The organism is Sutcliffiella horikoshii (genome assembly GCF_020524325.1).
In the GTDB taxonomy this organism is placed as follows: domain Bacteria; phylum Bacillota; class Bacilli; order Bacillales; family Bacillaceae_I; genus Sutcliffiella_A; species Sutcliffiella_A horikoshii_D.
Window position 1 is genome coordinate 95,025 of the sequence record NZ_JAIVKY010000001.1, and the last position, 19,876, is coordinate 114,900.

General features: G+C 39.4%; 22 protein-coding genes. 4 read left to right on the forward strand and 18 right to left on the reverse strand.

What is annotated here, in order from left to right; genetic code table 11:
* Positions 1–8 precede the first annotated feature (8 nt).
* The 13 genes from sigF to LC091_RS00565 all read right to left on the reverse strand — a co-directional run bounded on the left by sigF (position 9) and on the right by LC091_RS00565 (position 11,860).
* Positions 9–764, reverse strand: coding sequence for an RNA polymerase sporulation sigma factor SigF (sigF, locus tag LC091_RS00505; RefSeq protein WP_010194391.1), 756 nt, complete (start codon positions 762–764; stop codon positions 9–11).
* 12 nt (positions 765–776) lie between these two features.
* Complete coding sequence (gene spoIIAB, locus LC091_RS00510; protein WP_226679778.1) at positions 777–1,217, reverse strand: anti-sigma F factor; 441 nt, start codon at positions 1,215–1,217, stop codon at positions 777–779.
* A complete protein-coding gene (gene spoIIAA / locus LC091_RS00515; RefSeq protein WP_060667032.1) occupies positions 1,217–1,567 on the reverse strand; it encodes an anti-sigma F factor antagonist in 351 nt (116 codons plus the stop codon). Before spoIIAA ends, spoIIAB begins: the two co-directional genes overlap by 1 nt.
* A 131-nt stretch (positions 1,568–1,698) precedes the next feature.
* On the reverse strand, positions 1,699–2,862 hold the full coding sequence (locus tag LC091_RS00520) for a D-alanyl-D-alanine carboxypeptidase family protein (RefSeq protein ID WP_226679779.1): 1,164 nt from the start codon (positions 2,860–2,862) through the stop codon (positions 1,699–1,701).
* Between the two features lie 796 nt (positions 2,863–3,658).
* A complete protein-coding gene (locus LC091_RS00525; protein ID WP_226679780.1) occupies positions 3,659–4,963 on the reverse strand; it encodes a pyrimidine-nucleoside phosphorylase in 1,305 nt (434 codons plus the stop codon).
* Positions 4,964–5,150: 187 nt separating this feature from the next.
* Positions 5,151–5,966: a purine-nucleoside phosphorylase gene (locus LC091_RS00530; protein ID WP_226679781.1), complete on the reverse strand. Its 816-nt coding sequence runs from the start codon at positions 5,964–5,966 to the stop codon at positions 5,151–5,153.
* A 13-nt stretch (positions 5,967–5,979) separates the two neighbouring features.
* The gene (gene deoB / locus LC091_RS00535) at positions 5,980–7,164 is read right to left on the reverse strand and encodes a phosphopentomutase (protein WP_226679782.1); all 1,185 of its coding nucleotides are present in this window, start codon (positions 7,162–7,164) and stop codon (positions 5,980–5,982) included.
* A gap of 214 nt (positions 7,165–7,378) precedes the next feature.
* On the reverse strand, positions 7,379–8,269 hold the full coding sequence (gene xerD, locus LC091_RS00540) for a site-specific tyrosine recombinase XerD (protein ID WP_226679783.1): 891 nt from the start codon (positions 8,267–8,269) through the stop codon (positions 7,379–7,381).
* A gap of 6 nt (positions 8,270–8,275) precedes the next feature.
* Positions 8,276–8,503: a YqzK family protein gene (locus LC091_RS00545; protein ID WP_010194376.1), complete on the reverse strand. Its 228-nt coding sequence runs from the start codon at positions 8,501–8,503 to the stop codon at positions 8,276–8,278.
* Positions 8,504–8,630: 127 nt separating this feature from the next.
* Positions 8,631–9,098: a ferric iron uptake transcriptional regulator gene (gene fur, locus LC091_RS00550; RefSeq protein ID WP_226679784.1), complete on the reverse strand. Its 468-nt coding sequence runs from the start codon at positions 9,096–9,098 to the stop codon at positions 8,631–8,633.
* A 109-nt stretch (positions 9,099–9,207) separates the two neighbouring features.
* Positions 9,208–9,849, reverse strand: a complete 642-nt coding sequence (gene spoIIM, locus LC091_RS00555; RefSeq protein WP_088018617.1) for a stage II sporulation protein M — start codon at positions 9,847–9,849, stop codon at positions 9,208–9,210.
* Positions 9,850–10,132: 283 nt separating this feature from the next.
* On the reverse strand, positions 10,133–11,299 hold the full coding sequence (locus LC091_RS00560) for an endonuclease Q family protein (protein ID WP_226679785.1): 1,167 nt from the start codon (positions 11,297–11,299) through the stop codon (positions 10,133–10,135).
* Positions 11,300–11,308: 9 nt separating this feature from the next.
* Positions 11,309–11,860, reverse strand: a complete 552-nt coding sequence (locus tag LC091_RS00565; RefSeq protein WP_226679906.1) for an NUDIX hydrolase — start codon at positions 11,858–11,860, stop codon at positions 11,309–11,311.
* 73 nt (positions 11,861–11,933) lie between these two features.
* On the opposite strand from LC091_RS00565, the gene mciZ reads away from it, so the two are divergent.
* From mciZ to LC091_RS00580, 3 genes are all read left to right on the forward strand, one after another.
* Positions 11,934–12,065: a Z-ring formation inhibitor MciZ gene (gene mciZ, locus LC091_RS00570; protein WP_010194366.1), complete on the forward strand. Its 132-nt coding sequence runs from the start codon at positions 11,934–11,936 to the stop codon at positions 12,063–12,065.
* A gap of 115 nt (positions 12,066–12,180) precedes the next feature.
* Positions 12,181–13,041, forward strand: coding sequence for an aldo/keto reductase (locus LC091_RS00575; protein ID WP_264179184.1), 861 nt, complete (start codon positions 12,181–12,183; stop codon positions 13,039–13,041).
* Positions 13,042–13,151: 110 nt separating this feature from the next.
* Positions 13,152–13,466, forward strand: a complete 315-nt coding sequence (locus tag LC091_RS00580; protein ID WP_226679787.1) for a hypothetical protein — start codon at positions 13,152–13,154, stop codon at positions 13,464–13,466.
* Between the two features lie 57 nt (positions 13,467–13,523).
* Here LC091_RS00580 and LC091_RS00585 read toward each other — a convergent pair whose 3' ends face one another.
* Complete coding sequence (locus LC091_RS00585) at positions 13,524–13,778, reverse strand: YqkE family protein (RefSeq protein ID WP_226679788.1); 255 nt, start codon at positions 13,776–13,778, stop codon at positions 13,524–13,526.
* 511 nt (positions 13,779–14,289) lie between these two features.
* Here LC091_RS00585 and LC091_RS00590 point away from each other — a divergent pair.
* Positions 14,290–15,558: an ATP-binding protein gene (locus LC091_RS00590; protein ID WP_226679789.1), complete on the forward strand. Its 1,269-nt coding sequence runs from the start codon at positions 14,290–14,292 to the stop codon at positions 15,556–15,558.
* A 51-nt stretch (positions 15,559–15,609) separates the two neighbouring features.
* Here LC091_RS00590 and LC091_RS00595 read toward each other — a convergent pair whose 3' ends face one another.
* The 4 genes from LC091_RS00595 to LC091_RS00610 all read right to left on the reverse strand — a co-directional run bounded on the left by LC091_RS00595 (position 15,610) and on the right by LC091_RS00610 (position 19,818).
* Positions 15,610–17,331 (reverse strand): WG repeat-containing protein, encoded by a 1,722-nt coding sequence (locus LC091_RS00595; protein ID WP_226679790.1) that lies wholly within the window; start codon positions 17,329–17,331, stop codon positions 15,610–15,612.
* Between the two features lie 245 nt (positions 17,332–17,576).
* Positions 17,577–18,110, reverse strand: coding sequence for a histidine phosphatase family protein (locus tag LC091_RS00600; RefSeq protein ID WP_226679791.1), 534 nt, complete (start codon positions 18,108–18,110; stop codon positions 17,577–17,579).
* Complete coding sequence (locus LC091_RS00605) at positions 18,107–18,676, reverse strand: NUDIX hydrolase (RefSeq protein WP_226679792.1); 570 nt, start codon at positions 18,674–18,676, stop codon at positions 18,107–18,109. The genes LC091_RS00600 and LC091_RS00605 overlap by 4 nt, the downstream gene beginning before the upstream one ends.
* A complete protein-coding gene (locus LC091_RS00610; protein ID WP_226679793.1) occupies positions 18,646–19,818 on the reverse strand; it encodes an SMP-30/gluconolactonase/LRE family protein in 1,173 nt (390 codons plus the stop codon). The genes LC091_RS00605 and LC091_RS00610 overlap by 31 nt, the downstream gene beginning before the upstream one ends.
* Positions 19,819–19,876 lie beyond the last annotated feature (58 nt).

Genomic DNA, 19,876 nt, shown 5'->3' on the forward strand with positions numbered 1-19,876 from the left:
TACGGACATTATTCATCCATACGGTCTTTCATTTGTTGCAATATTTTCTTTTCCAGACGGCTTACCTGCACTTGGGATATACCAAGACGCTGGGCAACTTCGGTTTGAGTCTGGTCTTTATAGTAACGCAGATACACAATCAGCTTTTCTCGTTCATCCAGCTCTTCAATAGCCTCTTTCAAGGCTATCTTATCAAACCAGCGATGCTCAGAATGATCAGCGATTTGATCCAATAGCGTAATAGGGTCCCCATCATTTTCATAGACGGTTTCATGGATAGAAGAAGGTGCGCGTGCAGCTTCTTGCGCTAGCACCACTTCTTCAGCGGTGATCTCCAAGAATTCTGCTATTTCATTAATGGTCGGCACTCTACCATACCTTTTGGATAATTCATCTTTCGCTTTTCTGATCTTGTTTGCCACTTCCTTCAACGAGCGGCTAACTTTCACACTACCGTCATCCCTGATGAATCGCTGAATTTCTCCAATGATCATCGGAACGGCGTAGGTAGAAAATTTTACGTCATAGGAAAGGTCAAACTTATCGACTGATTTTAAAAGTCCGATGCAGCCAATCTGAAACAGGTCGTCCGGTTCATAACCTCTGTTCATAAAGCGTTGAACCACAGACCAGACAAGCCTCATGTTTTTTTGCACAATCGTATCTCTTGCTTCTTGTTCGCCGGATTGACTTCTTTTTATCAGTTCTTTTACTTCATGATCTTTTAGGTATGTTTGTGTTTGGTTCTTGACCTCAACATCCATAGGCTTAGCTCCTTAATTACAAAGCGCTTTGCTCTTAGCTAAATACTTGGTCATACGGATTGAGGTGCCTGTATCTCTAGATGAATGAATTTCTACATAATCCATAAAGTTTTCCATGATGGTAAACCCCATACCAGAACGCTCGAGCTCAGGCTTAGTAGTATATAACGGCTGTCTAGCTTCCTCTACATCATCAATACCCATACCTTCATCCTTGATGGTGATATGGACAGCTCCGTCTTCTAGTTCGACAGAAATGTAAACAGTGGCATTAGGGTCATTGTCATAACCATGAATAATTGCATTTGTCACTGCTTCTGAAACGACTGTTTTAATCTCAGTCAACTCATCCATGGTCGGGTCCAATTGCATGATGAAAGCCGCTACTGTTACCCTTGCGAACGATTCATTTTGGCTAAGGGCAGAAAATTGAAGGTTCATGTGATTTTTCATTACGCCACCCCCAATTTTTGCAGGGCGTTTTCTTCACTTTCTTCTAAACGGATAATTTTAAATAGCCCGGACATTTCAAACAAACGTTTTACAGCAGGTGAAATAGAACAAACCACCATTTCTCCCCCATTATTTTTAATTTGTTTATAGCGACCCAATATGACACCGAGCCCTGAGCTATCCATAAAAGATAACTGTTCCAAATTTAAAATAATATGAGTGATCTGATGTTTTTCAATTATAGCTGTAGCTTGGTTACGCAAATTTTCAGCTGTATGGTGATCCAATTCACCTGCTAAACGTACACAAAGAACATTTTGTTTGACTTCCAAATCAACGGTAAGACTCACTGCACTTTCCCCCTTGTGGAAACTTTGTTCAGTGAGTCAATTTCTATATTTGATTTCCGTTTTCCTGCCTGCAGACAAAACTAGTGTTTATTCGCTAAAAAAACAAGTTCTATTTTGGTGGTAGTTTGTATTTATCCTAGCTTGGAGAAGTGACCCATGGAACGTTTGAAAAGTTGCCACCAGCTTGCTTCGTTACTGTCTTTTGCAGCTACAAGGTCACTTTCAGAAAGGACTTTACCGCCTTTTTTCAAGACAATCTTTCCTACTTTGTCTCCTTTTTTAACTGGCGCCTTCACATTTTCATCTACAGTAATTTCTTTCTCCACATCATCAGTACTCTCGCCTTTTTTCGTTAGAACAGAAATCGGTTCACTCGTTACCGCATCTACTTCTTTTTCAGAACCTTTACTGATTTCAACTCTTCCAACTGCTACGTTTCTTTCATACATAGGATGCGTTTTATACTGACTGAATGCGAAATCCAACATATTTGTGATCTGAGCATTTCGGTCTTTCGGTGTTGGTGCACCAAATACTACAGCAATTACTCGCATATTGTCTTTCTTGGCAGTAGCTGTTAAACAATATTTTGCTTCTTGTGTAAATCCGGTTTTTACTCCGTCCACACCAGGATAGAATCTAACAAGTTTATTCGTATTCACCAGCCAGAATTTTTTCTCTGAATCTTGTCTGAGATAGTCTTCATATTGACCTGTATATTTGGTAATGCCCTCATATTTCAAAAGTTCTTTTGCCATTACTGCCATGTCGTTTGCTGTGCTGTAATGATTTTTAGCAGGCAAGCCTGTTGGATTTTGAAATAGTGTGTTCTCTAATCCAAGGTCTTTTACTTTGGCATTCATTCTATCTACAAATGCAGCTTCAGATCCTGCGATACGTTCTGCCATTGCGACAGAAGCATCATTACCTGATGCGATTGCAATACCGCGAAGCATTTCATCTGTCGTCATCTCTTCACCAGGTTCAAGGAATATCTGCGATCCTCCCATAGAGGCAGCATATTCACTTGTTCTGATTTTTTCATCCCACGTAAGTTCACCTTTATCAATGGCTTCCATAATGAGGAGCATCGTCATAATTTTTGTCATACTCGCCGGCGGCAATTTTTCGTGTCCATTCTTTTCATACAACACTTGACCAGTGTCGCGTTCAATCAATATTGCAGATCTAGCATTTTCAGTAAGTTGAACACTTTTTTCTTCCGCCCCTACAACAGGACTAAATGCGGAAAAAGTAAAAGCAATTGCAATTATTGCGGTGGTTAACTTTTTCATCCTTAGACCTCCATTCATATTCCTACTTCACATTTTTTCCAAAAAGTTAAGTTTTATACTAAGTATTGGTAATGGAGGGAAATAATTTTATCACATACAAAGAACAGTTAAGGATGATGAAATCGCTTGCCTTGGTATTTTTTGTCACTCGTGTCTTTATAACAGTTATGAGGACTTCTCTCCTCCTTTTTCTTGTCACCGAGGTCTTCATAACGGCTATGAAGACACCTCTCCTCCTTTTTTCTTATCACCGAGGTCTTCATAACTACTATGAAGACACCTCTCCTCCTTTTTTCTTATCACCGAGGTCTTCATAACTACTATGAAGACACCTCTCCTCCTTTTTTCTCGTCAACCAGGTCTTCATAACTACTATGAAGACATCTCTCCTCCTTTTTTCTCGTCAACCAGGTCTTCATAACTACTATGAAGACATCTCTCCTCCTTTTTTCTCGTCAACCAGGTCTTCATAACAACTATGAAGACACCTCTCCTCCTTTTTTCTCGTCAACCAGGTCTTCATAACTACTATGAAGACATCTCTCCTACTTTTTTCTCGTCAACCAGGTCTTCATAACTACTATGAAGACATCTCTCCTCCTTTTTTCTCGTCAACCAGGTCTTCATAACTACTATGAAGACATCTCTCCTACTTTTTTCTCGTCAACCAGGTCTTCATAACTACTATGAAGACACCTCTCCTCCTTTTTTCTCGTCAACCAGGTCTTCATAAAGATCTAATCAATAAAAAACAGCCCGACCAATAAGGCAGGGCTGCTGTCAACGCAATTTACTATTATTCAGAAATCGTATCATAAACAAGTGGCGGAACCTTAACGTCACCAGTTACCACTTTAATGCTCTCATATAATGCTTCTTTTACTTTCGTCAGATCTTCTTGGTTACTATGGATCGTTGCAAGTGACTCGCCTGCTTCCACTTTGTCACCAATCTTCTTGCGCAGAACAATTCCTACTGCAAGATCGATTTCAGAGTCTTTTGTCGCACGGCCAGCACCAAGTAACATAGCTGCAGTTCCTACAGAATCAGCCACAATCTCAGATACTACACCCGCTTCTTTTGCTTCAAGCTCTACAACATGCTTTGCTTGTGGTAATTTCTCCGGGTTGTCCACAACAGAAGCGTCTCCGCCTTGGGCTTCTAGGAACGTTTTTAACGTTTCAATTGCTGCTCCTGAACGGATAACTTCTTCTAGCATTCCGCGAGCTTCTTCCAGTGTGGAAGCTTTTTCTGCTAAAAGAACCATGTAGCTACCTAACTCCAAGCAAAGTTCTTCTAAATCTTTTGGACCTTCGCCGCGCAAAGTGTCGATAGCTTCTTTAATCTCCAATGCATTACCAATTGCATATCCAAGAGGTTGACTCATATCAGAAATAACCGCCATTGTTCTACGTCCAACATTGTTTCCGATATCAACCATTGCTTTTGCAAGTTTTTTCGCTTCATCCAGGTCTTTCATGAAGGCACCAGCACCAGTTTTCACGTCTAATACGATTGCGTCAGCTCCGGCTGCAATCTTTTTACTCATGATAGAGCTTGCAATTAGAGGAATGCTGTTAACAGTAGCTGTTACATCACGCAATGCATAAAGCTTTTTGTCGGCAGGTGTCAAATTACCACTTTGGCCGATTACGGCAACTTTGTTTTTGTTTACATAGTCAATAAATTCTTGATTGTCGATTTCTACGTGAAAGCCTGGTACAGACTCAAGTTTATCGATTGTCCCACCAGTATGACCAAGGCCGCGTCCACTCATTTTTGCAACAGGAACTCCAACAGCCGCTACAAGTGGTGCCAACACTAACGTCGTAGTATCGCCAACTCCGCCCGTACTGTGCTTATCAACTTTAATACCTTCGATAGCAGAAAGGTCAATGGTGTCTCCAGAGTGTACCATTGCCATGGTAAGGTCTGCGCGCTCTTGATCACTCATTCCTTGGAAGAAAATGGCCATGGAGAAAGCACTCATTTGATAGTCAGGAATGGTTCCGTCAGTGAATCCTTTTACGATGAATTGGATTTCTTCTGTTGTTAGTTCTTTTCCGTCACGTTTCTTTTGAATAAGGTCTACCATTCTCATGCCGAAACACCTCTTATTTTCTATAAAATAAATGCTATAAAACACCGCTGTTGATTTTCCGCACCGGGCTTCGCTTTCCACGGGGCGGTGCTTGAGCCTCCTCGCTGCGCTGCGGGGTCTCAAGTCTACCGCTACCTCCCGCCGGAGTCTCCACCCTGTGCTACAATCAACAGCTAATGTATTCTTTTTACATACCTTTAACGATTGTTTTTACGAATTGTAGGAAGTTTGCTTTTACCATTTCAGTTGTTTCCATTACTTCGTCGTGTGTTAATGGTTGGTCAAGGATTCCTGCGGCCATGTTGGAGATGCAAGAGATTCCAAGCACTTTCATCCCGCTATGACGCGCAACGATAACTTCAGGTACAGTGGACATTCCAACTGCGTCTCCACCAAGAGTACGAAGCATTCTTACTTCTGCTGGTGTTTCATAAGAAGGACCTGTGTTCCCTACATATACTCCTTCTTGTACTTTTAGACCAATTTCTGCTGCAACGTCCTTGGCCAATTTACGAAGGTTTTTGCAATAAGGCTCGGACATATCAGGGAAGCGGGCACCAAGCTCATTGTTATTTGGTCCAATAAGCGGGTTCGTTCCCATGTTGTTGATGTGATCAGTAAGAATCATTAAATCTCCAGCTTCAAAGCTTTCGTTCACGCCTCCAGCTGCATTTGTTACAATTAATTTCTCCACACCAATATATTTCATTACACGAACTGGGAATGTCACTTTTTCCATTGCATATCCTTCATAGAAGTGGAAGCGTCCTTGCATGGCAATAACGGTTTTCCCTTCCAATTCTCCAATAACCAACTGGCCTGCATGACCTTCAACAGTTGAAACAGGAAATTCAGGAATCTCTGTGTAAGGAATTACAACCGGGTTTTGAATTTCTTCTGCTAACACACCAAGTCCAGACCCTAGAATTAGGCCGATTTCTGGTTTGTTAGCTAATTTCGCATTGATATATTCAGCTGATTTTTTAATAGCTTCTAAATTCATTTAGTAATTCCTCCTAGTTCAAATCTTGTAAAAAGCTTTTTCCGTGCTTAGGCATTCTAGTATTGAAGTTGTCCGCAATCGTTGCACCGATATCAGCAAATGTTTTACGGATATCTAACTGTTTTCCTTCTTTATGTTGAGGAGAGTAAGCTAATAATGGCACATATTCTCTCGTGTGATCAGTTCCAGGTGCTGTTGGATCGTTGCCGTGGTCAGCAGTAATGATTAATAGATCATTTTCTTTTAAGTTGGCGAACACTTCAGGAAGACGTGCATCATATTCTTCCAATGCTTTTCCGTATCCTTCAGGATCTCTTCTGTGACCATATACTGCATCAAAATCAACAAGGTTTAAGAAACTGATACCTGTAAAGTCCGTAGCAGTCGTTTCAACCAATTTGTCCATTCCATCCATGTTGGAAACAGTGCGAAGTGATTTCGTCACTCCCTCACCATCATAGATATCGGAGATTTTCCCAATGGAAATAACATCATATCCACTGTCTTTCAATTCATTCATTACGGTACGTTCAAATGGTTTTAATGCATAGTCATGACGGTTGGATGTACGTTTCCAGTTACCAGCTTCACCAACAAACGGGCGTGCAATGATACGGCCTACCATGTACTTTTCATCCAAAGTTAATTCACGTGCAATTTTACAAATGTCATATAATTCTTCTATAGGAACAACATCTTCGTGTGCTGCAATTTGAAGAACGGAATCTGCAGAAGTATAAACAATCAAAGCTCCTGAATCCACGTGTTCCTGACCAAGTTGATCAAGAATCTCCGTTCCACTAGCTGGGATGTTCCCGATAATTTTACGGCCTGTACGTTCTTCCAACTCCTGAATAAGCTCATCAGGGAATCCGTCAGGGAATACACGGAAAGGTGTATCAATACGCAAGCCCATGATTTCCCAGTGACCTGTCATCGTATCTTTACCACTTGATGCTTCTTCCATTTTTGTAAAGTATGCTAACGGTTTTTCTGCTTTTGGTACACCCTTCACTTGTTCAATATTGCTAAGACCAAGCTTTGCCATATTCGGCATATTCAGCCCGTTCATGTGTTCTGCTATATGCCCTAAAGTATCTGCACCTTTATCACCGAATTTTTCAGCATCCGGTGCTTCGCCGATTCCAACAGAATCCATTACAACTAAAAACACTCTTTTATATGTATAAGAACTCATTTTCTAACCTCCTACAAACTTTCGATCTTATTTTACCTCTTGTATTTTCCCCTTTTTCACTTAGGATAGTCATACAAGACCGCACTTCTACTTGTCAGAAGTCTGACCTCTGATTCTAGTATAAACAAGCGCTTTCAAAGTTGCAATTAAAATGATTAAAAAAAGACTGTTCAGACAGTTCGAACAGCCCTTTCACTGTTCCAGCAAAATGAAATTATGCTCTTGGATGGAACATGGAGTAAACATCCTTCATGCGGGTTTTCGTGACATGAGTATAAATTTGTGTGGTAGAGATATCGGCGTGTCCTAGCATTTCTTGGACCGCACGAAGATCTGCCCCATTTTCTAAAAGGTGTGTGGCAAAAGAATGGCGCAACGTATGCGGAGTTAATTCTTTTTCTATACCGGCTTCCTTCGTCAGCTTTTTTAATATTTTCCAAAAGCCCTGCCTTGTTAGGCGGTTACCGTAAAGATTCACAAACAAAGCATCGGTGGTTTTCTTTTTTAACAGTTGACTACGACTTTCTTCTATATAATTGGTGATGGCATTTTGAGCCATTGTTCCAAGAGGAATGATTCTTTCTTTGTTTCCTTTTCCAACACAACGAACAAACCCCATGGTTAAATGAACATCGCTTAGATTAAGGGATATCAGCTCGGAGACACGCATTCCTGTTGCGTATAATAACTCTAGCATCGCTTTATCACGTATCCCAAACACTTTACTCGTATCCGGAGAGTCTAGTAACGCTTGCACCTCTTCTAAAGACATCACTTGTGGAAGCTTTTGTTCTTGTTTAGGACGGTCAATATGTACTGTTGGGTCTTGAGTTGTGACCTTTTCCCTTAGTAAGAACTGATGAAATGAGCGTATGGAGGCAATATGCCTGGCAATTGTTTTAGACGATTTTCCATTCTCCGTAAGAAACTTTAAAAACTGAATAATGGTAGGCCGTGAAACTGCATCCATCGAAGATATTTCTTCTACTTTACTTATATACAAAAGATAAGATTTTAAGTCTCGCTCGTAGGAAACTACTGTGTTTGATGCCAAGCCTTTTTCGACTACTAAAAAATGTATAAAATCTTTTAATTGATCTTGCAATACCCTCTACTCCCCGTAATGATAAAAGAATACTAAGCGCTGCAGCCAGCCCTCATCTCTTTCTTCTACCATTTTTGTCACTTTCACCGCTGCCCCTTCAGGCTCGTCATAACGGTGATAATTCTGATACTCTTGATTAATCCACATAATTCCATAGTAAAATAAGACCGTACAACCTGTGAATAATATAAACACTTTAAATGTATTATAGCATGAATCTATAATATTCTTCATAAAAGTCAACCTCCAAATATGCAAGTTATCCCAATAAACTTGTCTTATTAGAAGGTATGACAAATTAAAGCAGAATTATACCTTTAAATCCAAAATAAAAACCTTTCCCATCTTAAGTGGAAAAGGTTTATGTATTCTCTTCTTCAGTTTTTTCTTCTGTATCTTGGCATCGATGGCAAACTCCATGAAAAGTCAAACGGTGATCTTTGATTTGGAAGTTCCAATCACGTTCCACAATCGCTTCCACATCTTCTAATAGATCGTCTTGAATTTCATCGACCGCTCCACACTCTATGCATACTAAGTGATGATGGAAATGCTTAGCACCTTCTTGACGAAGATCATAGCGTGATACTCCATCGCCAAAATTTATTTTATCGACAATTTTCAATTCCGTCAGTAATTCCAATGTTCGATATACAGTAGCCAGTCCAATCTCTGGTGACTTTTCTTTCACGAGGAGGTATACATCTTCCGCGCTCAAATGGTCTTCTTCATGTTCCAGCAAGACTCGGACTGTTGATTCTCGCTGAGGAGTTAGCTTATAGCTTGCGGAATGCAGTAGCTTTTTTATGCGATCTATCCTATTTTCCATTTCGTTCCCTCCCTCGCTTTACCACTTTATTTTATCGAAAGCGCAGGGAACTGTCAAAGAAAAAAATAATCATTATAAATAAGTGAAAATAATCATTATTAAATTGTTATTATTCTAAAATTGATATCACCGATTTCATAAAAACCGGAGATGCCAATGCTTCAATCAATGAAGCACCAACAAGTAGTAAGCAGATGAGTCCCATTGCCATCGTGTATCTCATGAACTGTTGAAAAAACGGTTCTTGGATTCTTTTTACAAATTGTTGCCTGATCATCTTTAAGGAAAAGGCTACCGATAAGGTTCCGATAATAATGTAAGCAGGAATGGCGATCATATTCTGTGGAAGGATGGCCACAAAGGAAAAAAGGAACCCTTTCCAGCTTAACTGATTTACTAAGAATCCCACGGTAAACCCAACTACCACTCCTTTTAAAAACAGAAGTATCAATATAACCGGTAGTCCAATAATGGAAATGCCAAGCACCCACATCAAAAGAACGTATTTAATATTATGAAAATAACTCTGAAAAAAAATATCTTTCGAGCTTGCAAACTGTCCTTCTTCCACCTGACCAAAGAAGCGGCTCAAATAGACAAACAAATCTTGTTTTTGTGAAAAGTTCATGCTATTGACCACGATGGCCCCGAAGATAACACCCATAAAAAAAAGCACCACTATAAACAAATATAGAGAGGAGTGTTCTTTTATATGCCCTAGTAAAATAGTAAACCGCGACTGTTTTTTCATCCCTCTTCCTCCTATCACGCTCTTACTAGAGTGTATGATAGAGACAGGGAAGTATGACTTGTTTTAGGGGAGAATTTTCAGATGGTGGGTTTTGGTTTACTTGCGGAGAAGGTAGAATTTAAGTCGTATGAGGACAATGTTCCGCGCATTTCCTTGCATGGGGGAGTCATTGGCGCTCTATGAGGACAATGTTTTGCACTTTTCCCTTCCTGAGGGAGTCATTGGCGCTCTATGAGGACAATGTTTCCCTCATTTCCCTTTCAGAAGGATTCATTAGCGCTCTTCATTCATCACTTACCTTTCCAAACCTGCCCCCACCGCCAGCTTTAAACGCAAACCTTCCGCTTCTTGCAGCCACAATCAGAGACGCCACCTTTTCCCCTACGACTTCCACCAATTCGTCGTGGCTTGCTTCATGCAATATCCCCATCTCGGTTCCAAAACCTCCTCGTAGTTTCATGAGAGTCTTCGGACCAACTCCAGGTATGAAGTCCAAAGGGACCTGATGTATGTATGGGGGGCGGTTTCTTAACGGTTCTTGATTATCCGCCAGCTCTTCAATCCGTTCAGAAACACCTTTAACAAATTTCGAGTGGTCACAACTGCCACAATTATCTTCACCCTGCGTTAATGAAGTAAAGCACTTCTCACAAACAGTCGTATAGTACTTTCCTAGTTGCGGGCTCAAACCGTAGTTTGCTACCACACCTCGCCCATCCACTTCCTTCAAATCAAGACACAACTCTATAAAACTTGGTTCCTTCATACGAACTTTTTGGTATTCACGGGCAATTTTACCGACTGAATGTGCGTCAGAATTCGATAGAAAAGCGTACCTATCCAACTCGTTCAACCTTCGAGCCATTGATGTGTCTGCACTCAACCCAAGTTCAATTGCATCAATCATGTCAGGATCGAATACTTCCGACAAGCTATTTTTAACACCTTTACCATACAAACTTTTAAAAGGTGTAAAAACATGAGCAGGGACGAACAGGCCACCCAGACGATTAACCTCACGCTGAATAGCAACCCCACTCTCATATACACGTTGTGTAGACAACGTAACATTTTTCATACGCTTGCTAAGCCAATTTGAGAACTCCACCATGTTCTCCACTGTCTTCATATAACAGAGTGCATGTATTAAGCCCTGACAGTTCTCATCATATATTTCAATTTCCGCACCAAGAATTAATGTAAGATCTCCCATGCGTACACCACCGTCAACAAGCTCCACCAACTCACCAGATGCAATACGATTTTGAAGACCGATAAGTACTTCAGGTACTTGGCAATCGATGACACCTACCATATCTAAGCCTTTTTTAAAGCGAGCCTCTTCCAAAACAGCCTCCAATGTCAACTTATTGGAGGCTGTTATTTTCACCGGCTTACCACTGGCTGTCCGGCCCAAATGTATATGTAAATCGGCAAAATAATCTTGCATGGCCGTCCCCTACTTTCGAAGCAATGTTTGCATTTGCAAATACTGCACGGCATAAGCAGTCTTTGCATCATAAATTTCCTTCTTTCCAATAAGTTCGAGTGCCTCATCTAATGATACCTCCAATAGGTCCACAAACTCATCCTCATCCAAGTGATGTTCTTCCGTATCTTTGCGCAACCCCTTTGCAAGGAATAAATGTACCAATTCATCTGCAAAACCAGGTGAAGTATAAAAAGAAATCAATGGCTCTAATTCGTCGCATGTATAGCCAGTTTCCTCTTGAAGTTCCCGTTTTGCGGTGACAATAGGCTCTTCTCCTTTTTCTAGCTTTCCTGCAGGAATCTCTACCAATACCCGTTCCATCGCCTTTCGGTATTGACGGACCATAATGATCTTATTTTCCTCTGTAACAGCAATAACCGCCACTGCTCCAGGGTGCTTAATAATTTCCCTTTTACTTGTTTTTCCATTTGGAAGTTCCACGTCTTCTAAATATAAATCAATGATCCTTCCTGAGAATAATTTTTCACTATGTAATGTTTTTTCTTTTAAATGATTCATCCCGACCGCTCCTTGTTCTGTAGTCATCCATTTCTTCATACATTCTACCATACAAGGGTTAGGAGGGAGCAAATTGAAAGTCTATGTCCGCCCAAACAATATCGTATTAGTTGGAAAGGCTTGGGAAATTCGCAACAAGCTTAGGGAATATTCTCTTCACCACGTGTATGTCAAAACATGGATCAACGCCTTAAAAGATGAATGATTTGTAGCAGAACCCTCCTTTTCGGTAAAATGATGAAAAAGGAGGGTTTTTCTTGTTACCTAAAAATCAACTTGGCAAATCAGATCTATATGTAAGCAAATTGGGACTTGGTTGTATGTCCCTTGGTACGGATCAAACGAAAGCGATAGATATTGTTAAAAGAGCACTTGACTTAGGGATCAATTATTTAGATACTGCTGATCTTTACGATTTTGGTCAAAATGAGGAACTGGTAGGAAAAGCATTAAAGGGTCAACGCGACCAGGTCGTACTTGCGACAAAAGCCGGGAACAAATGGACGCAAGGAAAAGAAGGCTGGGAATGGGACCCTTCCAAGAAGCATATTCAATCAGCCGTCAAAGACAGCCTGCGCCGCCTTCAAACCGATTACATCGATTTATACCAGCTTCATGGTGGTACGATAGATGATCCTACCGAAGAAACAATTGAGGCATTTGAGGAATTAAAAAAAGAAGGGTACATCCGCGAATACGGCATCTCTTCCATTAGACCAAATGTTATTAAGCGGTTTGTAGAAAACTCCTCGATTGTATCAGTCATGATGCAATACAGCATGCTTGATACACGCCCGGAAGAATGGTTGGGTTATCTTCACGAAAACAATGTAAGTGTAATCGCTCGTGGTCCACTAGCAAAAGGACTCTTGTCAGACAATGGACTTAGTAAGCTTCAAAACAAGTTTAAAGGAAAAGATTTTCTTGATTATAGTCATGAGGAGTTGGAGAATCTCTTACCGAAACTAATGAATGTGGCTGGTAATAAGCCACTTCAAACAACTGCTTTCCACTATTGTTTGGCACACCCCGCTATCGCAGCTGTCATCCCTGGTGCAAGCTCCATTAAACAATTGGAAGCGAACGTCCATGCCATGAACGCACAAGCACTTTCAGAAGAAGAGAACACAACAATAAAAGAAATCATCAAACAGTCCTCTTACGACTCACACCGCGACTAACTCAAAGCAGTCTCCCAATTCGGGAAACTGCTTTTTTATTTCAAAATTTTGAAACTTATTCCATTTCCAATCGTATATTATTGTATCTATGTACCGAAGGAGGAAACTTAATGATTAAATACCTAATCTCTTTAATCATTGTGCTAGCAGTAGAAATAGGAATCCTACTCGGAATCTCCACCTACTTTGACTTTAACCTCTTAAGCACTATGTTTTTCGGCTCTCTTGCCTTTGTCTTCATCGCATTCTTCACAAGCTCCTCAGGAGACATTTTCACAAAAAATTCAGAAGCTGCCGTTTTTGATTCCATGGCTGGTCGATACAACCCACAACAACAAAAGCCAACACTACATATAGGGCCATTTTTGCTGGGCTCCCTGCTATGTTTGGCAGTCTACTTCATCATGGCTTTTTTCCTTTCCTAACAAAAAAGAGAATGGTTATGTAGCGGACCATTCTCTTTCACTTTCGCTATAGAATCCTTACTTAAATTCTTTCCAGTTTTGATTACTTTCTTCAAACAGTTCTTCAAACGATTTATTTTTCTCTTTTAATCGTTTCTCTTCTTTTTTTCTTTCAGCTTCTTCCGCTTTGTGTTTTTGTTCGGTTTGAACTAGTTGGTCCTTCATCGATTTTAACTTCGAATAAACATCCCCCTCTAACTGATCTTTTAAAGATACTTTCTCTTCTTTTTTATTCGAAAAAGGTCTTTGATTATTGTTATGCTTTTTCTTCACAGCAAACCCACCCACCTCAGTAACAAGTTTTCTAGTAGTATAGCAAATTAAGATTTAACCATAAACAGTTAACAAAAATAAATTTACCCCTCCTATAATAAACGTTATTACTTTATAATTATTATAAAATAGTATTGATTTTTTTCTGATAACTGTTAGTATAATTTATATACTATTTTTTTATATTGAGGTGAAGAACAATTGACAGCAGCATTATGTAAAATATGTGATAAACCTGCGAAAAAATTAAAGCATACCATTCTTTGTGGATGTGGTGTGAAAATACGTATTAAAGGGTAAGATGAAAGAATCCTCCACCCCTTCAACGGGCGCCCTCACTTACCATACTCTCTCTTCCTAGACAAATCTTGTATATGATTGACCATTTTTCGATACCTTATTCCCACACTTTTCAAACTATTTTTCATCCACTACCAGTTTACTAGTAAATTTTACAGACAGTTACTATTTTTGCCCCCAAATCTAACTGTTTCTGATATTATTAATGAGAATGAAAGTTGTACCAGAAGGGACGTTTAACCTCTTGATTGAAACATTATTATTGAATTTTCTTTTTTTGATTATCCCGATTATCATCTACTTAGTTTTCTTTGAAGACAAACCTCAATCTTTTAATAGATGGGTGTTCAGTCTACTTGCCGCTATTTCCATGGTGTTATGTATGTCACACCCAATTCATTTACAGCTTGGTTTCATATTTGATTTACGCTACATCCCTTTTTTCATCATTGCATTATATTCAGGTTATAAATATGTTTTTCCGATCTACATAGTCTTAAATTTATACCGCTTTTATATCGGAGGAGAAGGAACTATCCATTCATTGCTTACCTCTACCGCTATTTTTCTATTGGTTCCTTTACTGAGCAATTTGTTTTTGCAATTCAAGCCAAAAAATAGATTAACTTTCTCAGTTGGAATTACAACTGTGTTTATGGGTATATACCTAACTCTTCTAAGTTTGTATTTTGATAATTTAAATGGTGAATTTATCATGCTTAGTATATATGCAGTAACTACGCATGCAGCTTTTATGGGCGTCATAGTCATTCTTATAGAAAAAATCATTCTTAATATTAGAAACCGCGAGCGCTACATTAATGCCGAACGACTAAATGTGGTAAGTGAACTTTCTGCAAGTGTTTCCCATGAGATTAGGAATCCATTAACGGTTACAAGCGGTTTTCTTCAACTACTGGGTAAATCAACGACAATTGGCAAGGAAGAAAAAAGGTACTTAGACCTTTCCTTGCAAGAGTTGAAACGTGCAGAAAAAATAGTGAGTGACTACCTTTCTTTTGCCAAACCACAATCCCAAAATATGGTCTACTCAAGCCTGGAAGAAGAGGCTGATTATACAAAGAATCTTATTATTCCATATGCTGCAATGCACCAAGTCGAAGTTCAATATTCCTTTCATAACACGTTGAAAACGTCCTATGACCGCAATCAAATGCAACAGTGCTTCATTAATCTTTTTAAAAACAGTATTGAAGCAATGAAGCCCCATGGAGGTAGACTTTCTATCTTAATAACGGAGGATAAGAAAAACATCGTGATTACGATCAAAGATACAGGGGTTGGCATGACTTCACATGAAATAAACCGATTAGGCAAGCCCTATTTTTCAACAAAAGAAGAAGGAACAGGCCTTGGAATGCTAATGGTTTACAGTGCCATCAATAAAGTCAAGGGCACCATCAGTGTACAAAGTGAAAAAGGAAAAGGCACCACGTTTACCATAACCATTCCATCATAGAAAAAAGGTAGACTTCTAGATAAAGAAGCTACCTTTCTTTATGCCATACAATTAATGAAACGACCGCCAGAACGCACCTTTTTTGTCGATGATGTTATTGATTTGTTTAAATGGAATTTCAAATGTTGGAAAACCAGCTGCATATGGCGCTATCTCATATGGGGTAAAATATAAGAACAACGCATCACTAGATACATAGAAGGGCTGATCAGGTTGAATCCCCTTAAAAGAATCTGGGAAATAGTTGTCAGGGTTTTCTTGTATTTGTTCTTCAACCAAATCGCTTAACACTTTCACATAGTCACTGTTCGGTTTGAATAAATCTTTTAACATGTAGATTTCACCGGAATCAATATTTATTGGCACCATTATTTGTGTAGGCATCCCGTGTGCTGCCCCAAAAGGATAATTGTAGCCGTTAAGCTCTAGAATTAATAAATTCTTCTTATAAAATTGCACAGAAAAATCACCTGTGTAATTATAATCGAGTTGTTTATCGGGCGGAATGGGAATAATTTGAGATTGTGTGCGTAATACTTCGTTCACTTTTTTCTCTGCTTCTTTATTTTTCATTCCTTGTAGCTGTGGAAAATACACCAGATAATCCTTATTTGGCCGGTACTTTTCCTCCCGGATTGAAACATTTCTATTTACAGGGATGATCGAGTTTTGAGCGTACACCAGGTTCCCGCTTTTGTCATAATAAGATAATCTCTGATCTACAAATGCCTTCACCAACTGACCTTCGATGGATAACGTTCCAACCCCATCTATTACAGGAAGTTCTTTTGCCATTCTGCCGCTTTTGTTGATAAAGAAGCTTTTAAGCCCTTGCGTTACAGAGCTATATTCTCCTTTGTAGTTGTTAACAGTATCGTATTGAAAATCCGTCATTATCTGCCCGCTCACCGTATCAGCAATAGCATATGAGGAGCCTGCAAATGGTTCTTCAGGGTTAATTGCTCTACCAATTGCCGCTCTGTTCCCACCAAGTTGGTTAATATCATTGTATCTCGGTGGAATAATATAGTTTCCACTCTTATCAATTAAACCGTATCTATTTTTATAGTCTGTGGAAGCATTGACAATGGCCCTACCGCCTTGAAAAGGTAAGGCCATCCCAAATTGTGGCTTAATAACCACATTCCCCGCCTCATCCACATACCCGGCTTTATCTTGATAGGTTCTCTTAAAAGAAATAAGCCCTTCACTCAATCCATTCATCTGTTCATATGGATAAGTTTGTAGTTGGGTTCCTGTAGAATTTAACAAAGTATACAAGCTATCTTTTACCTGAAAAAGGGCTTTTCCCTCACTCATATCAAAGGCATACTGGTATTGGGCAGGTATCGCGACATTTCCGTTAAGATCTAAGTATCCATAAAGTGTGGTTCCCCCATTTTTGGAATCTTGAAAAACGGCACGGCCTCCCTGATAAGGACTAATAAACGAATACGCTTCTTGCGTCAATACTTTACCTTTTTCATTTATGACAACGGAACCACCCACATTTAACATGGCAATGGCACGGCCCTCTGTAAAAGGGAAAATAGAGCTGTACATAGGACGAACCACAAATTTACCGGTTTGTGTAATAACTCCTGCCCCACCCTTTCGAACTATCGCCAGCCCGTTTTGCTGAAATTCCCCCGCATCTTCAAAGGTAGGCTTTAATACAAACTTCCCCTTCTCATCGATATACCCCCATTTTGTTCCTTCAACGGTTCTAACGGAAGCAGGAAACAAACGCGGTTTAATTATTCTTCCGAACATATATGTGGTCACCCCATTAGTTTTTGATATCTTATGGGATATTGCCTTGATGGGTGAAGACCTAGCATGTACGGGTGAAGGATAAATGGACACTATGTAAGAAAAATTTAGGTTTTTTGCAAAGTTCGTGCCAAAATGAGAGGAGTTGATGCCAAAACTGCCTGAGTTCGTGCCAAAATGATACGAGTTCGTGCCATAATCGTACAAGTTGATGCCAAAACGGTTTTACTGCAATTATGTAACAGTCAAGATACAATCCTGCTATTATAAACTTTGTAATCTCCATTATCCGACGAATACTTTAATACATTATCTTTCCCGAGAACCCCTTTTAAATATGCCCCGATTACACCAGTGGTACATCTGTGACCTGCTATAAGAATGTTCATTCCAACATACTTCTCATCCTCAAGGCTCTTTAAGAAACCAGTTACCCTGCCAGCAAATTGGTCCATTCCTTCCACTCCTACATACTTGGTTGGGTCAGGTATCGCACCTTTAAAAATCACCTCTTCTTTTTTCAATCCATCTGCTTCTCCAAGGTCAAATACATCAAGCCGCTCGTCTATGTTGGATTTGAATCCGGAAATGATTTCAGCTGTTTGAACGGCCCTTTCTTGTGGGGAAGAAAAAACATAATGAAACTCTACATCTTTTAATTTTTCTTTTAATACGTTCGCCTGACGCAAACCTTCTTCGTTTAAAGGCAGCCCCTTTCTCCCTTGCATTCTTCCCTCTTTATTAAAATCTGTTTGACCGTGCCTTATGACGTAGATCACTGTTTTATCACCCTTTTTGATATAAACTTTAAAATTTCATGTAAAACGTAGGTCTCCCTCTCGATCCATCCGTTATACCCACTTAGTTTTTGTGCACATTCGTTTTGCGATATAGCTTCTTCTATTGTTATCCATTTAGGAGTAAAACCCTGTTCTATCTCATACCCCTCTAACTGTTGAGCAACGGTTTCTCCCCTGCATTCACACAGGTAATAATGGGAGTTCATTTCAAATAGGATATCTTGATCGAAAACGTCCTCTCTTCTTTCCAAAAACACACCAAACTTTTCGCCTACAATCGTATCCACATATCCCGTTTCTTCTAATACTTCTCGGATAAGTGCTTCTCTATGGGTTTCTCCAGATTCGATGCCACCACCAGGAAATTTAAAATCACCTTTGTTGGAGTGAACCATCAATATATGGCCATCCCTGATTACAATAGCTCTGACAGCTTCCCTTACTTTTATATGTTTGTTTTCTACTTTTTCTATTCCTATCAATTTTTTAAAATACATATTTAACAACCTTTCTTTTAAAAACCTAAGGCTTCTTTTTTCATCCATCCAATGGCATTCTCATCATTAAGATGGTGAAAATACAGAACTTCCTCTGTTTCCGTAACTCCCGTGATATTCGTATATTGTATGGAATCACTTTGCATATCTTCTAGTACTTCGCCTGATTCGTTAATTGCGATAACATGCGAATAACCTGCTCCTTTAGGCAACATTTTATCTGGAAGACGCATTGCCATTTTCCTTAAAAATGGCTTATCGGAACTAAATTCCAATAAATCATTTCTGGGCATGATTAGTCCGACCCAGAATCTGCCGTCATTTCCACGCATCATATTATCAGGTAATCCAGGTAGGTTATCTATTAACACCTCTGCAAATTCACTTTCTTCCTTAGTACTAACTGTCTGATCTGCATCTAAATTCAATTTCCACACACGGTATTTTCCCGTTTCATTTATAAAGAGAAATTTTTCGTCCATACTTAATGCAATTCCGTTTGCAAAGCTAATATCTTTCATCAAAACACTAGTTTTTTTCGTAGACGGGTTAAACTCCAATACTCTTCCTGTGCTTCTATTTTCGAGAATATCTATTTCTCCAGCGCGTCCAACCTCACCGATCTCTTTCGCTTTTGATCTTTGAGAAGCATCTGTAAAATAAATTGTTCCACTATTTGAAACTACTACTGCGTCAATAAAATTTATGGATTTATCTTCAGCAGTGTCTGTTAAAAGTTCAATATCTGGATCACCTTCTTCATAGTTGGTTATTTTAAGTAATCCGCCATGATTCCCATAAAGTGGGTCTGCAACGATGATTGATCCTTCGTTATCAAAGTCAAAGCCTAATGGTCTACCGTTCGTATTTGCTATTTCCTGTAAACCTGTGCCATCCTCCCGTACACGAATGATTGCACCAGTTTTTGTGGCTGCGTACAACCAACCTTCACGATAGACGATATGCTCCGGCTCTTTATATTCTTCAATAGAAAGATAATTCATCTCCTCTAATCTATTATTCTTCTCAAAATCACCTGTATATCCCCTAGATTTTGGTGATTCCCATGCAACAGGGTCAATTGAAACAGGCCAAAATAACAGATATAAAATAAAAATTGTACAGAGAAATGCAAGTGCTTTGATGGTGTTGAGTTTCATAGTTATCCCTTTACCTCCAATTACTACCATATATTACTTATTATCTCCTACAAGTTTGCAACCGTCCATGCAAAGTTGTAGAAGGTTT